Raw genomic sequence first — 14,430 nt, 5'->3', positions numbered from 1 at the left:
GGAGTACCGATGACCGTTACAACCCCTATTCCGGTAACCGTTCTGAGTGGCTTTCTCGGAGCGGGCAAGACGACATTGCTGCGTCATCTGCTCAAGGCTGAACACGGTCTGAAAATCGCAGTCATCGAAAATGAATTCAGCGATGCCGGGATCGACACCCAATTGCTCGGCACCGAGCCCGTACAAGTCATGACCCTGTCCAACGGCTGCGTGTGCTGCACCATTCACACCGATTTGACCAAAGCGCTGTTCCTGCTGCTTGAGCGGCTCGACAACGGCGAAATTGCCTTCGACCGCTTGGTCATCGAATGCACTGGCCTCGCCGATCCGGCGCCTGTGGCGCAAACCTTCTTCATTGACGAAGAATTGCGCGAGCGTTACATCCTTGACGGCATTATCACCTTGGTGGACGCAGCCCATGCCGAGCAGCACCTGACTCAGACCATCGCCCAGGCGCAAATCGGGTTTGCGGATCGGTTGTTGGTGAGCAAGCGTGATTTGGTGGACGATGCGGCATTCGACGCCTTGACCCAGCGCTTGACTCGCATCAACCGTCGCGCACCGATTCGTATCGTCGAACACGGCAACATCGACCTCGCCGAATTGCTGGACGTGCGCGGTTTCAACCTCAACGCTGACCTTGGCGGCGGTATTAACCTGCGCCCGGTGATACCAGCGGGCAACTCAATAGATCGCATCACCAGCCTCGTCCTGCGCAGCGACGCCCCACTGGATATCGAGAAACTCAGCGAGTTCATGAACGCGTTGCTGGAAGAACACGGCAATCAATTGCTGCGCTACAAAGGCGTACTCAATATCGCCAACGAACCCCGGCGCATGGTGTTCCAAGGCGTACTGAAGTTGTACGGCTTTGATTGGGACACTGAATGGGCGCAAGACGAAAAGCGCGAAAGCGTCATCGTGTTTATTGCTGATGACTTGCCGGAAGCGAAGATTCGGGACGGGTTTGCCAAGCTCGGGAGTTAAGAGGATTGATGCTTATGATCCGACCCCCCAAAGTTGAATGCCCATCTGCTTTAGGGTGTTTTACGTCAGCAACACCATTGCTGACTTCTTCGCAGCCTTCGGCAGCTCCAACAGTTGGCCGATATTTCTGCGCGACAGCGCGGAATCTCTCGCTGGGAGGTTGCTGGGACACCAAGCATAAAAAAGCCGGGCTTAGGAACCGGGCTTTTTCATGCAGCGAGTAACGGGTGTATTAAGCGCCGTACACCGGCAGCTTCGCGCAGATGGTTTTCACTTTTTCGCGTACTGCTTCAATCACAGCTTCATTGTTCAGGTCTGCCAGGATGTCGCAGATCCATCCAGCCAGTTCGATGCACTCTGCTTGCTTGAAGCCACGAGTGGTCACCGCTGGAGTGCCGAAGCGCAGGCCGGAGGTGACGAACGGGGAGCGTGGGTCATTCGGCACCGAGTTCTTGTTGACGGTGATGAAGGCGCGACCCAATGCGGCGTCGGCGTCTTTGCCGGAGATGTCCTGCTTGATCAGGGACAGCAGGAACAAGTGGTTTTCGGTACCACCGGACACCACGTCGAAGCCGCGCTCAATAAACACGCCAGCCATGGCCTTGGCGTTCTTCACCACTTGTTGTTGGTAAGTCTTGAACTCAGGCTGCAGGGCTTCTTTGAAGCAGACTGCTTTGGCCGCGATCACGTGTTCCAGTGGACCGCCCTGGGCACCTGGGAATACGGCTGAGTTCAGCTTTTTCTCGATGTCGGCGTTGGCTTTAGCCAGAATCAGGCCGCCACGTGGACCGCGCAGGGTCTTGTGGGTAGTGGTAGTCACCACATCAGCGTAAGGAACCGGATTCGGGTAAACGCCCGCGGCCACCAGACCGGCTACGTGAGCCATGTCGACGAACAGGTACGCGCCCACTTTGTCGGCAATTTCTCGGAAGCGTGGGAAATCCAGAATCTGCGAGTAAGCAGAGAAGCCCGCTACGATCATTTTTGGCTTGTGCTCAACGGCCAGGCGCTCGACTTCGTCGTAATCAATCAGGCCATTGCCGTCGATGCCGTACTGAACCGCGTTATACAGCTTGCCCGACGAGCTGACGCTGGCGCCGTGGGTCAGGTGACCGCCATGGGCCAGGCTCATGCCCAAGATGGTGTCGCCGGCTTGCAATAATGCCAAGTAAACCGCGCTGTTTGCCTGTGATCCTGCGTGGGGCTGAACGTTGGCGTAATCGGCGCCGAACAGCTCTTTGGCGCGGTCGATAGCGAGTTGTTCAACCACATCGACGAACTCACAACCGCCATAGTAGCGCTTGCCTGGATAGCCTTCGGCGTACTTGTTGGTCAGTACTGAACCTTGGGCTTCCATCACCGCAGGGCTGGTGTAATTTTCCGAGGCGATCAGCTCGATGTGCTCTTCCTGGCGCTGAGCTTCTTGCTCCATTGCGGCGAAGAGATCGGAGTCGTACTTGGCGAGAGTCAAATCACGGCTGAACATGGCGGTCCTCATGGATCGGGCAGTAGAAAAGAGGCCGCATTCTAACCCATAGGGTTTTATCTGGCATATGAAAGGGAATCATGTGGAAGATGAACGGGGCTTGGAGTTCGAGCCACAAGCCACAAGCCACAAGCTTCACGAATACCGCTTGCAACTGGTTCAATCCAACATAAACAACGCATCGTTGCTGAATTGCGCTTCGAAGCGGGCTGGTGGCATTGGGCGCCCGAACAGGTAGCCCTGAACTTCGTCACACCCATGCTCGCGCAAGAACTCGAGCTGCTCGTGGGTTTCTACACCCTCGGCGATCACCGCCAGGTTCAGGCTGTGGGCCATGGCAATGATTGCGCGGGCAATTTGCGCGTCCTGCTGGCCCGAAGGTAAACCATCCACGAAGGAACGATCGATTTTCAGCACGTCGATGGGGAACTGCTTGAGGTAGTTCAGCGATGAGTAACCGGTGCCGAAGTCATCGATCGCGATGCTCAGGCCCAGTTGCTTCAGGCCATCAAGGATAATCATGGCCTCGTTGACTTCGCGCATGAGGATACTTTCCGTCAGCTCCAGTTCCAGGCAAGCAGGCGACAGGCCGCTGTCGGTGAGGATTGCCGCAATGCGGGTGCCCAACTGGCCGTCGCCGAATTGCCGGGCGGAAATGTTGACCGACACCTTGGGTACCCGAACGTTAGCTTGATGCCATTCTTTGAGCTGACGGCAGGCTTCGGTCAGCACCCAATCGCCCACTTCCACCACCAACCCCAACTCTTCAAGCACCGGAATGAATTCATTCGGCGACACCAGCCCACGGCGTGGGTGGCGCCAACGCAGCAGCGCTTCAGCACCGGTCAGGTGCTTGCCGTCGCCACTGAACTGAGGCTGGTAATAAAGCGTGAACTCTTGCTGTTCGAGGGCATGTCGCAGGTCGCTTTCAAGTTCCAGACGCTCAAGGGCACTGGCGTTCATGTCCGCCTGGTAGAACTGGAAGTTGTTTTTGCCCCGTTCTTTGGCGTGGTACATCGCAGTGTCAGCGTTTTTCATCAGCTGACTCAATTCATTGCCGTCCTGTGGACTGAGGGCGATCCCGATACTGGCGGTGACGAAAAACTCGCGGCCTTCCAGTACAAAGGGCCTCACCAAGCTGCCAAGAATTTGCTCTGCGACATGAATCGCTCGATTCAGAGCTATCTGCCGGGTAGCGCCTTGTTGCAACAGTAAAGTGAATTCATCGCCGCCCATACGAGCCACGGTATCATCGTCCGCTACGCAGGCCAGCAGGCGCGTTGCCATCTCTTTAAGCATGCGGTCGCCAGCAGCATGACCCAACGAGTCATTGATTGGCTTAAACCGGTCAAGGTCGAGAAACATCAATACAACCCACGCTTGCTGACGCTCGGCCTGTTGCAGGGCGGTGTGCAAGCGGTCCTGAAACAGCGTTCGATTGGGCAGATGAGTCAGCGCGTCGTAATAGGCCAGACGATGAATGCGCTGCTCGCTGGCTTTGCGCTCGCTGATGTCGCTGAAGAAGCAAACATAGCTGGCCAGATCGCCTTCATCGTCGAACACAGCGGTGATACCGACCCATGCCGGATAATGCTCGCCACTGCGGCGCTTGAGCCAAACTTCACCTTCCCAACTGCCGCGTTGATGCAGTTGCTTGAGGATGTAGCGCAGGTGCGCCTCCTGCTGGTTATCGACGGTCAGCATGGTAGGCAATTGATCAAGCACCTGCGCCACGGCGTAGCCGCTGACCCGACTAAAAGCGTCATTGGCCTGTACGATATAGCCGGCAGGGTCGGTGATCAGGATGGCCGATGTAGAGTGTTCAAATACAGTAGCCGCCATGCGCAGGTCTTTTTCCGCACGGCGTTGTTGGCTGATATCTCGGCCTACCCCAAGAATACCTTCGAACAGACCATGCTCACCCCATACCAGCACCAAGCGCAGCTCGATGGGAACCTTGCGTCCATCGCCGCGCAGACAATCAAAGAGAAATAGCTGAGTTGGCAGGTCTGTGCGCAAGGCCTCGAGTTCTTGAGGGTTGCCAAGGGATTTGGCCAGTTGTTCAAGCAACGAGTATATGCCGGTCAGTTGCTTGGGATTAGCAATGATCGACTGCCAGCCGTTACCGAGAATCCATTCGGCGCTGTAACCCAATACTGTCTGCACTGACGGGCTGACATAGTTGGGATTCAAAGCACTGTCCGTGGAAAAAATCACGTCACTGATGCTTTCGGCGAGCATACGATAGCGTTGTTCGCTGTCGCGTAAGGACTCACTGGCTTCGAGTTGCTCGGTGATGTCTTTGGCTACGCCAATGATCCGCGTTACGTTATTGTCCTTGTCCCACGCGAGCGCTTGCTCACGTACATCAAAGCGGCGCCATTGGTTGTTGACGTCACGAAAGCGCAATTGGCAGTGCAATAGTTCAACATTTCCGATTTGCCGCTGCTGGGTGCGCACGTTGTGGTAATACGTTGCGTCGTCCGGATGTAGCAGGATTTCCCAGAAATACTCGCCCATTTGTTGCAGATCGGCCTTGCTGTACCCCAGCGTTTGCCCCAAATGATGGTTGCTGTAAATCATTCGCTGGCTCGGCCGCTCTTGCACGTACAAATGATCTGGAACCGTGCGCACGACGTCCGACCAAAATCGCTCGCGTTCGATCAGCGACAACTCGGTACGTTTGCGGCTACTTATGTCGCTAATGCTGATGATTACCGATAGATAGTCGGCCGGTTCCGCCGGTAGACGCATTGTCAACCATAGATGCTGATCGTGCCCCTGGGGATGGGTGACGCAGATCTCCAATTCCAACCTGCTCTGCTTGCTGAGTACTGCGCGAATCAATTGCAGGCCAATACCCGGCAGGCTGTCGGTTTCATCTTTGAACAGTTGCCCCCACACCTGTGAACTGGACTCCACGTTCAACAGGTCCAATGCCACTTCATTGACTTCAGTGATCAGCAGTTGTTGCAGCAACCCAAGGCGTCGCTGTGGGTCGTTGGTTAACAAACGGTCCAAGTCGTCAGCGCTTTTCAATTGCAACTGTTCAATCTGGACCATAAGGCCGGATAAATTAAGCACACACAGCGCGACATCCGCACCGTCGAATATGTCGTGATAGCGGCGTTGATTTTCGTATAGCTGGCGTTGTCGGCGGCGCAAGCTGACCAGTGCAAATAACGGTATCAATGAGCACAACAATCCGATCAGGCATTTGATTATCAAGGGAAGGATCAAGGCTCTGCGTGCGCTGTCGGCGTCGAATAGACCGCGTAACGCCCAATCACTATAGGTCAGCGGCGACACCAAAACGGTCTGAACACCGATTTGGTTGTCGACGTCAGGCTGGCCGCTGGCCGCGGCGGCCATGCTCGCTTCGTCGCGATAGACGACCTGGTGTGTCGAGATTGTTTCCAGCCGCCACTTAGGCTGAAAGTCTTGAGCCGCTTGTTGGGTCAGGGTAGATAAAATATCCGGTGAAAGGCGCAGCGCCCAATAGCCCATGTCACCCGGCTGGCGTACTAGTAGATAAACCTGAGAGCCGTCGGCTGCGGACGAAAAATAATAAGGTTGTTCTTTAATACGCTGGCTCAGTTGTGCAAGAAACATAGCATCATCTGACGACGCGTTGGTTCGGCTGTCCTTTATTACCTCTCCGGCGGCACTTAGCCACACTGCGCTGTGCATAGAGGGCAAGGTCGAATGCAGATCGTCGAGCAGTTGCGTTTGTTGTTTGGCGCGCGGTGTTTGAGGTGGCTGGTTATCCAGAATGTTCAGCGCGACTTGCGCAGTGAGCGCCATGTTCAAACTCAAACGGTCAGCCAATAAAGCACTGTAGTCCAGGCTGCGCTGTCGCTGGTGGTCTTGATTTTGCTGAAATTGGTCCAGCAATTGCCAAAACAGCAACAGGAGCATCAGTAGCGACAAGCCTGCAAGGGCACCTTTGAGTGAGCCGCGCAAGGGTGCCGTGGGCGCGCCGAGAGGAGGGCGCATTGACGAAGTGGTTATTGGTGTGGACAAACGTTAATCCTGACGACTGGCCTGAAGCAGCGAATGCGAAATGCACTATAAGCTGCACGCCCGAAGGGCGCATAGCATGCTCTGAAGCGTGGCTAAGTGCCAGTCTCATTAGGCCGGGTTGTTTGCCCTGTCGTACGCATTCGCGTAACTTTGCCTGACGTGGTGTATAGCCTAGTTCCTACAATAGCGAGTCCGCTGTTAGCAAATACTGATCCAGATCCACTAGTAATCAGGTCGGCAATCGGCCTCGTTTGGGGATCTGTTTCGTTCAGGGCTGCATTGTGTCTGGCGGCAACTGCCTTAGATAAATAAACTTCAATCGCTTTTGTCCAGGCTCGCGCTAAGCTCGCACTCTATTCATCGTCACACATCGGGTTTTCTTTCCATGGCTCAATACGTTTTCACCATGCATCGGCTGAGCAAAGTTGTGCCGCCGAAGCGGGAAATTCTAAAAAATATCTCCCTGTCATTTTTCCCCGGCGCCAAAATTGGCGTGCTGGGTTTAAACGGATCGGGTAAGTCCACGCTGTTGAAAATCATGGCCGGCGTCGACACTGAGTTCGACGGTGAAGCGCGTCCAATGCCTGAGCTCAATATCGGTTATTTGCCGCAAGAGCCTCAGCTGGACCCGACCAAAACAGTGCGTGAAGTGGTCGAAGAGGCCGTCAGCGTGATCAAAAACGCGCAGTCGCGTCTGGATGAGGTTTACGCCGAATACGCCGACCCTGATGCCGATTTCGACAAGCTGGCGGCAGAACAGGCCAAGCTTGAAGCCATTTTGCAGGCCAGCGATGGTCACAACCTTGAGCGCCAGTTAGAAGTCGCTGCCGATGCGCTGCGCCTGCCGGCTTGGGACGCGAAAATCGAGTTCCTGTCCGGGGGTGAGAAGCGCCGCGTGGCGCTTTGCCGTTTGCTGCTGTCTGCCCCGGACATGTTATTGCTCGACGAACCAACCAACCACTTGGACGCAGACTCCGTGGCGTGGTTGGAGCACTTTCTGCACGATTTCCCAGGCACCGTGGTTGCGATCACGCACGACCGGTATTTCCTCGACAACGTGGCTGGCTGGATTCTAGAGCTCGACCGCGGCGCGGGCATTCCTTACGAGGGCAATTATTCGGGTTGGCTTGAAGCCAAGTCGGACCGTTTGGCGCAGGAATCCAAGCAGCAGTCCGCCCATGAAAAGGCTATGAAAGACGAGCTGGAATGGGTCCGCAAAGGTGCCAAGGCTCGTCAGTCGAAATCCAAGGCGCGCCTGCAGCGCTTCGAAGAAATGCAGTCTCAGGAATTCCAGAAGCGCAGCGAGACCAACGAGATTTATATCCCGGCTGGCCCACGCCTGGGCGACAAGGTCATCGAGTTCAAAAACGTCAGCAAGGGCTACGGCGATCGAGTGTTGATCGACAACTTATCCTTTGCAATGCCCAAAGGCGCCATTGTCGGCGTGATCGGCGGCAACGGCGCGGGTAAATCAACCTTGTTTCGCATGTTGATGGGCAAGGAAGTCCCGGACTCGGGCACCATCGAGGTTGGCGATACCGTGCAGTTGGCGTGCGTGGATCAGAGCCGCGACGATCTGGACGGCAAGAAAACCGTGTGGGAAATGGTCTCTGACGGTTCCGATCAGATCCGCATCGGCAACTATGAAATCCCGTCACGTACCTACGTAGGACGCTTTAACTTCAAGGGCGGCGATCAGCAGAAGTTCGTGAAAGACTTGTCCGGCGGAGAGCGCGGTCGTCTGCACTTGGCATTGACCCTGAAAGAGGGCGCCAACGTATTGTTGCTCGATGAACCGTCTAACGACCTTGACGTGGAAACCTTGCGTTCGCTTGAAGAAGCACTGCTCGATTTCCCAGGCGCTGCCATTGTGATCTCTCACGATCGGTGGTTCCTGGACCGTGTTGCGACTCATATTCTCGCTTACGAAGATGACTCGCAAGCGATCTTCTTTGAAGGTAACTACTCAGAGTACGAAGCCGACCGCAAAAAGCGCCTGGGTGATTCAGCGTCCCAGCCGCACAGAGTACGTCACAAGAAGCTGGCCTGATTTAGACTGCTTCGCCAACACGTAGGCGCCTACGTGTTGGCGAGCTTTTGCCCTTCAAATATCTGCCTCAATCCGCACCACCTCAATTAACTGATCCCCGGCCGGGCGTTTCCACAGCACCTCGTCGCCTGCTGCTGTGCCGACTAGTGCGCGGCCCAATGGCGAGCCCCAATTGATCAACCCACTGCCAGCGTCAGCTTGGTCTTCGCCAACCAGTTGCACCCGCTGTTCGGTGTTGTTTTCATCCGCGAACGTTACCCAACTACCAATCTGCACCTTGTCGGTCGAGTGGGCGGGAACAACGACCTGAGCGCTTTGCAGGCGTTGATTGAAGTAACGCAGGTCGCGTTCGATATCGGCTTGACGTTGTTTGTCGGCATGATCTCCCCGAGAAGATTGCTCACTGTATTGCGCCTGCAATTCGACAACTCGCGCCTGAAGCTGCTCTAGGCCAAGGCGGGTCACGTAGTTGGGTTGTTCACTGACCCGCCGCTCCACCGGTTGGTTGGCTTGGGCGGCAGCGTTATCTTCGTTGACGAAAGCGCGGCTCATGGCGATTTCTCCTTTTTTGTTGGACCTCTGTATGAGCCAACTTGTTGGCGAAAGGTTTGATGCCGGTTGTCAGGCCCGACGCCTCGCCAACAAGTTGTCTCAGAAAATCAATAGTGATACCACTTCACTTCCAGCATCACTTCGTTAACCGGTGACGCCAGTTGACTGAATTCTCGTTGGGCGGTGAGGCGCAAGCCGAGGTTGCGTGACAGCTCCCATTGCTGGTTCAGGCTCAGGTTGCGGCGCACTTCGCCGTTGGTGAAGTAATCACTTTTGGCTTCGAGGCTCAGGGTGCCCAGTGGGTTGCGCCAGAGCAGGCCAGTGTCAAAACCGGCTGCCGGGGACACCAGCGCTGAAAAGTCGGTGTTGTGTTCAACCCGTATTGTTCCCAGCGTAAAACCGAGCAGGTCGTTGCCTATTTGCCAAGTGCCGCCCGCGCCCCCATTGACGTGGCTGACCAATCTTTCTGAATCATGCTTGCCCAGTACCCGTTCGAGCCCCCCCGTGACTTGCCAAGACCAGGGCTTGAGCAATTCGGTGCGCGGCGTAAGGGAGCGGATGGTGGCGACGTCGAACTGTTGCACGTGCCAATGGTTTCCTTCGTATTGGCGCAACTTGAGTTGCAGAATCTCGATCTGCGCCCCCAGCGGAAAACCATACGCGTTGTCGTTGAGGTCGTGGTACGCCATGCGCAGACCATATTCGGCATAGGCTTTGTCGTCACGGCTCCCCGCACCCACTTGCCAGGTGCGGGATTCGTGGCCTTCTTCCGGCAGTCCAGGGCGGGCAATGTCCAGTGGTGGTGGCGGGTTCTGGCTGATTGCCCGCAGCAGGTCGAAACTGCGTTGTGAGCGTTCGGTGTCACGTTCCTGTCCATTGGCGCGGTAACGTTCAAGGCGGTAGGCCGCGTCCTGAATCAACGCCCGGCGCTCTTTGGGCACAAGCAGGTAATCACTATTGTGCAGCTGTTTCTGGTCGGCACTGATGTTCAACACCCATTGTTGGTCCTCGCTATCCAGTGGGGCTGCACGGTTAAGCAGCTCACGCTCACGGGAAGGGCGATAGTCGATTTTTTCGACCAGACCGGCCTGTTTTACCGCACGCACGGTGTCAGTCGGAATAGCGGTTAGCGGGAACAGTTTGGTCAGCTCAAGGCTCGGACGTGCGACCTGGAGCAGTTCCAGCAAGCGGTAGGAGCAGTTTTCGTCGAAGAAAAAATAACCGAAGCGTATCTGCCTGAGTTCCCAGAGATGCTCCACCATTCGCCCAGTTTCTTCAGGCGTCAGGTTGAGCCGGTATTCCCATAAATCGCGGTTTTCCAAGCTTCGGTATTCAGAGAGTTTTTCTTGATATGGCACAAGCGCGAACAAGCCGGGATAACCACCCATCAAGCCTTTCCACGCGTAAAGAATACTGTTGTCCATCCCTTCGATGTAGGCCCCGAAGTTGATTGCATGACTCAGTAGGGCTGTATGGTCTTTCTGTACATCGGGCTGATCTATCCGCAGCAACGTATGTCCGAACATGGAGGAGGGACTGTTCAGGTACGCCGCCGGAAAAATTAACACGGTGCTGTCCGGGGCCACGTCGTTGTACCACTCCTTGAAATTTTTGCAGTCCACTGCGGGTAAGTCGGTCAGGTGCAATTGATCGCGAAGATAATGCGTGCGCGCCGGGTAAACGCATTGCGCATGAGCGTTTTGCGCAGCCGCATCGTCGCCAACGGGTTTGTAAATCGCTTCAAGGGTCGCGCTTAACTCGGCTACGGGGTCGTGGGCACCTTGGGCAGCAAGAAAGAATTTAGGATCGTCTACATAGCTGCGCCACCCGCCCAGTTTCGCGGTGACGTAATGACCCAAGGAAATCCAAAGAGGGGCGTTCGCTAATTGCTGCAAGCGATTGTTGTCGACACGGGGAGCGGCATACAGCGGGGCGCAGACAAAGAGCGCCATCAACACAGTGCGTTTGAACATAGACGGCAACTAGTCCGGATTAAAAATTACGCATATTGCGCTGTATCGACGGCCTGCCCCTTAAACCAAGGGGCAGGCAAACGAACATTAAGCCTGGGTCGCGTATTTAGCCAGAACCGGATCGTTTTTCAACACCGCAAGAGTGTTGGTGTGCACGTCGTCCGCTGTTACGTCGGCCTTACTGAAAATTTGTTGGAAATGCGCGTGGGTGACTGCGGCGAAATGCGCACGGTCTTGCGGTGCAACGCCCATTACAACCGCGTAGGTGGTCAGTGCCTCGCCTTGACCCATGGCCATGTCCTTGGAAAGCTCGTCCATCATCCCGTTCATAGAGATCCAGGATCTGCCGCCGTAGGTTAATGCTGCGTTAGTTGCGCACCCGTTAGTTCCAGACGTCATACCAAACGTAGCATTGCCTGAGGTACCGTTGGTTGTTGACGCCAGAAAATGCGCAGGCGTACCGCGCTGGCCTTCAAACAGCATGTTGCCCCAACCGCAGTCCGGGCCGCCTGGGGCTTGGGCCATGGCGTTGAGAGATACCACGGTGAAAAGAGTACCGAGAAGAATCCGTTTCATAGCTTTATTCTCTTTTATGTTTAAACCAAGGGTCGGGTTTCCTGGCATATAACCGCACCAGGGCTAGCCAGTTTTATTATCCAGCTGCGCAATTTGGAGTTTAGGCACTCTCCGAGGGTTCCGTGATTTATTACAAATTGTTATCTATCAAGTGGCTAGTACGACACGCTGCCGAAGCCGCGACACGTCGGAAAATATTCAGATTCGGCGCGCCTTGCCAGCTGGGTGCGCGGAGCGCCAGAATGCCCCCCATCTGCCCTGCCTGATGTAAGGATGTCCGATGCCCGATACTGTTGCTGCTAGCCTGCGTCTTGCGCCTGAAGCGTTGACACGTCCTTTTTCTGCCGAACAGTTCAGCTTCACGACGACCAATGATCTGGAACCTTTTCGCGGTGTGCTCGGCCAGGAGCGTGCAGTAGAAGCTCTGCAGTTTGGCGTAGCCATGCCGCGTCCCGGTTATAACGTATTTGTTATGGGCGAACCCGGCACGGGGCGATTCTCCTTCGTAAAGCGCTACCTCAAGGCCGAGGGCAAGCGCATGCAAACCCCGCCGGATTGGGTATACGTCAATAACTTCGACGAACCTCGCGAGCCGCGAGCACTGGAATTGCCGTCTGGCAGCGCTGGCGCCTTCATCGCCGACATCAACGGTTTGATCGATAACCTGCTGGCAACCTTTCCGGCGGTGTTTGAACATCCTTCGTATCAGCAGAAAAAAAGCGCAATCGACCGGGCGTTCAATCAGCGTTACGACAAAGCGCTGGACGTGATCGAACGCCTGGCCCTGGAAAAGGACATTGCCCTTTACCGTGACAGCACCAACATTGCATTCACGCCGATGAGCGATGGAAAGGCGCTGGACGAAGCGGAGTTTTCGCAACTGCCGGAAATTGACCGCGATCGCTTTCACGACGATATTTCCAGTCTTGAAGAGCGTCTCAACGAAGAGTTGGCCAGCTTGCCGCAATGGAAGCGTGAGTCCAGTAACTTGATGCGCCAACTGAACGAAGAAACCATCACCCTGGCTTTGCAGCCTCTATTGGCGCCTCTTTCGCAGAAGTACGCTGAAAACGCCAGCGTCTGCGCCTACTTGCAGGGCATGCAGGTGTACTTGCTAAAGACCGTGGTCGAGCAATTGGTCGACGATAGCAAACCCGATGCCGAGGCGCGCAAACTGCTCGAGGAGCAGTACTGTCCGAGCTTGGTAGTGGGGCACCCGATGAACGCCGGTGCGCCAATCGTGTTCGAGCCGCACCCTACCTACGACAATTTATTCGGCCGTATTGAATACAGCACTGATCAAGGCGCGCTCTACACTACTTACCGTCAACTGCGTCCGGGTGCATTGCACCGCGCAAACGGCGGATTTTTAGTGCTTGAAGCGGAAAAAATGCTCAGCGAACCGTTTGTGTGGGACGCTCTGAAGCGCGCCCTGCAGTCGCGAAAATTGAAAATGGAGTCGCCTCTGGGTGAGCTGGGTCGCTTGGCGACCGTGACGCTGACCCCGCAAGTTATTCCGCTGCAGGTCAAGGTCATTATTATCGGAGCGCGTTCGCTGTATTACACGCTGCAAGACCTGGATCCGGACTTTCAGGAAATGTTCCGGGTATTGGTGGATTTTGATGAAGACATCCCGATGGTCGACGAAAGCCTGGAGCAATTCGCCCAGTTGCTCAAAACTCGAACTTCTGAAGAGGGCATGGCCCCGTTAACCGCTGATGCCGTGGCGCGTTTGGCTACATACAGCGCTCGACTGGCCGAGCATCAAGGGCGCTTGTCTGCGCGTATCGGCGACTTGTTTCAGTTGGTCAGCGAGGCGGATTTCATTCGCCAACTGGCTAATGATGACAAAACCGATGCTGGGCATATCGAGCGGGCCCTCAAGGCGAAAGCCACTCGCACCGGTCGAGTATCGGCACGAATTCTCGATGACATGCTAGCCGGAATCATCCTCATCGATACCGATGGCGCTGCCGTGGGTAAGTGCAATGGGCTAACGGTTCTGGAAGTCGGCGATTCGGCTTTTGGAGTGCCGGCGCGGATTTCAGCAACGGTCTACCCCGGTGGCAGCGGCATCGTTGATATTGAGCGGGAAGTAAATCTTGGGCAGCCGATTCACTCCAAGGGCGTCATGATCCTCACCGGTTACTTGGGCAGCCGTTACGCACAGGAATTTCCGCTGGCGATCTCCGCAAGCATCGCGCTGGAACAGTCTTACGGATATGTGGACGGTGACAGTGCGTCGCTAGGCGAAGCCTGCACCCTGATCTCGGCGTTGTCGAAAACACCGCTCAAGCAGTGTTTCGCTATCACCGGTTCGATCAACCAATTCGGTGAAGTTCAAGCGGTTGGAGGGGTCAACGAGAAAATCGAAGGTTTTTTCCGACTCTGCGAAGCGCGAGGGCTTACGGGCGAACAAGGCGCGATTATTCCTCAAGCTAACGTCACTACCCTGATGCTTGATGAGCGGGTGCTCCAGGCTGTGCGCAACGGACAATTCCATATTTATGCCGTGCGCCAGGCTGACGAAGCATTGAGCTTGTTGGTCGGTGAGCCTGCGGGCGCACCTAACGAAAAGGGCCAGTTTCCTGTGGGCAGCGTCAATGCTCGCGTTGTGGAGCGTTTGCGCGACATCGCCGAAATGCTCAGCGATGAAGACTTCAAAGAGGAGCTGGAAAAGGAACCGGTTCAGTTGCTGCCAGAGCTGAAAGTGCTGGCCAAGAAGAAATGACCGGAAGGGCGCTGATGGGAAGGAATGACCATTCGGCGCCCCGTTGTTCTAC

The 14,430-nt window shown here is 55.6% G+C and carries 8 protein-coding genes; 3 read left to right on the top strand and 5 right to left on the bottom strand.

From position 1 onward, the window contains the following. Window positions 1-9: 9 nt before the first annotated feature. Window positions 10-987, top strand: a complete 978-nt coding sequence (gene yjiA, locus QN378_RS09155) for a GTPase (RefSeq protein WP_322205455.1) — start codon at window positions 10-12, stop codon at window positions 985-987. Between the two features lie 232 nt (window positions 988-1,219). Here yjiA and glyA read toward each other — a convergent pair whose 3' ends face one another. Next, complete coding sequence (glyA, locus tag QN378_RS09150) at window positions 1,220-2,473, bottom strand: serine hydroxymethyltransferase (RefSeq protein ID WP_322205454.1); 1,254 nt, start codon at window positions 2,471-2,473, stop codon at window positions 1,220-1,222. A gap of 159 nt (window positions 2,474-2,632) precedes the next feature. Beyond that, a complete protein-coding gene (locus QN378_RS09145; protein WP_322206943.1) occupies window positions 2,633-6,469 on the bottom strand; it encodes an EAL and GGDEF domain-containing protein in 3,837 nt (1,278 codons plus the stop codon). Window positions 6,470-6,881: 412 nt separating this feature from the next. Between QN378_RS09145 and ettA the strand changes: the two genes are divergently transcribed. Continuing rightward, window positions 6,882-8,546: an energy-dependent translational throttle protein EttA gene (ettA, locus tag QN378_RS09140; protein WP_322205453.1), complete on the top strand. Its 1,665-nt coding sequence runs from the start codon at window positions 6,882-6,884 to the stop codon at window positions 8,544-8,546. 54 nt (window positions 8,547-8,600) lie between these two features. Here ettA and QN378_RS09135 read toward each other — a convergent pair whose 3' ends face one another. From QN378_RS09135 to QN378_RS09125, 3 genes are all read right to left on the bottom strand, one after another. Continuing rightward, complete coding sequence (locus QN378_RS09135; RefSeq protein WP_323546662.1) at window positions 8,601-9,098, bottom strand: GreA/GreB family elongation factor; 498 nt, start codon at window positions 9,096-9,098, stop codon at window positions 8,601-8,603. A 107-nt stretch (window positions 9,099-9,205) separates the two neighbouring features. Continuing rightward, window positions 9,206-11,071: a DUF4105 domain-containing protein gene (locus QN378_RS09130; protein WP_323546663.1), complete on the bottom strand. Its 1,866-nt coding sequence runs from the start codon at window positions 11,069-11,071 to the stop codon at window positions 9,206-9,208. 87 nt (window positions 11,072-11,158) lie between these two features. Then, window positions 11,159-11,647 carry a DUF3015 domain-containing protein gene (locus QN378_RS09125; RefSeq protein WP_322205450.1) on the bottom strand — a complete coding sequence of 163 codons (489 nt, stop codon included), beginning with the start codon at window positions 11,645-11,647 and terminating at the stop codon, window positions 11,159-11,161. A 280-nt stretch (window positions 11,648-11,927) separates the two neighbouring features. Here QN378_RS09125 and QN378_RS09120 point away from each other — a divergent pair, with 280 nt between their 5' ends. After that, window positions 11,928-14,378, top strand: a complete 2,451-nt coding sequence (locus QN378_RS09120) for a Lon protease family protein (protein ID WP_323546664.1) — start codon at window positions 11,928-11,930, stop codon at window positions 14,376-14,378. Window positions 14,379-14,430: the final 52 nt, after the last annotated feature.

Source organism: Pseudomonas sp. 10S5, assembly GCF_035019745.1.
Taxonomy (GTDB): domain Bacteria; phylum Pseudomonadota; class Gammaproteobacteria; order Pseudomonadales; family Pseudomonadaceae; genus Aquipseudomonas.
This window is presented reverse-complemented; position numbering and strand designations above follow the sequence as displayed.

Coding starts and splice junctions, on each gene's coding strand:
- yjiA (WP_322205455.1), top strand. CDS start 10: ATGACCGTTACAACCCCTATTCCGGTAACCGTTCTGAGTGGCTTTCTC.
- glyA (WP_322205454.1), bottom strand. CDS start 2,473: ATGTTCAGCCGTGATTTGACTCTCGCCAAGTACGACTCCGATCTCTTC.
- QN378_RS09145 (WP_322206943.1), bottom strand. CDS start 6,469: ATGCGCCCTCCTCTCGGCGCGCCCACGGCACCCTTGCGCGGCTCACTC.
- ettA (WP_322205453.1), top strand. CDS start 6,882: ATGGCTCAATACGTTTTCACCATGCATCGGCTGAGCAAAGTTGTGCCG.
- QN378_RS09135 (WP_323546662.1), bottom strand. CDS start 9,098: ATGAGCCGCGCTTTCGTCAACGAAGATAACGCTGCCGCCCAAGCCAAC.
- QN378_RS09130 (WP_323546663.1), bottom strand. CDS start 11,071: ATGTTCAAACGCACTGTGTTGATGGCGCTCTTTGTCTGCGCCCCGCTG.
- QN378_RS09125 (WP_322205450.1), bottom strand. CDS start 11,647: ATGAAACGGATTCTTCTCGGTACTCTTTTCACCGTGGTATCTCTCAAC.
- QN378_RS09120 (WP_323546664.1), top strand. CDS start 11,928: ATGCCCGATACTGTTGCTGCTAGCCTGCGTCTTGCGCCTGAAGCGTTG.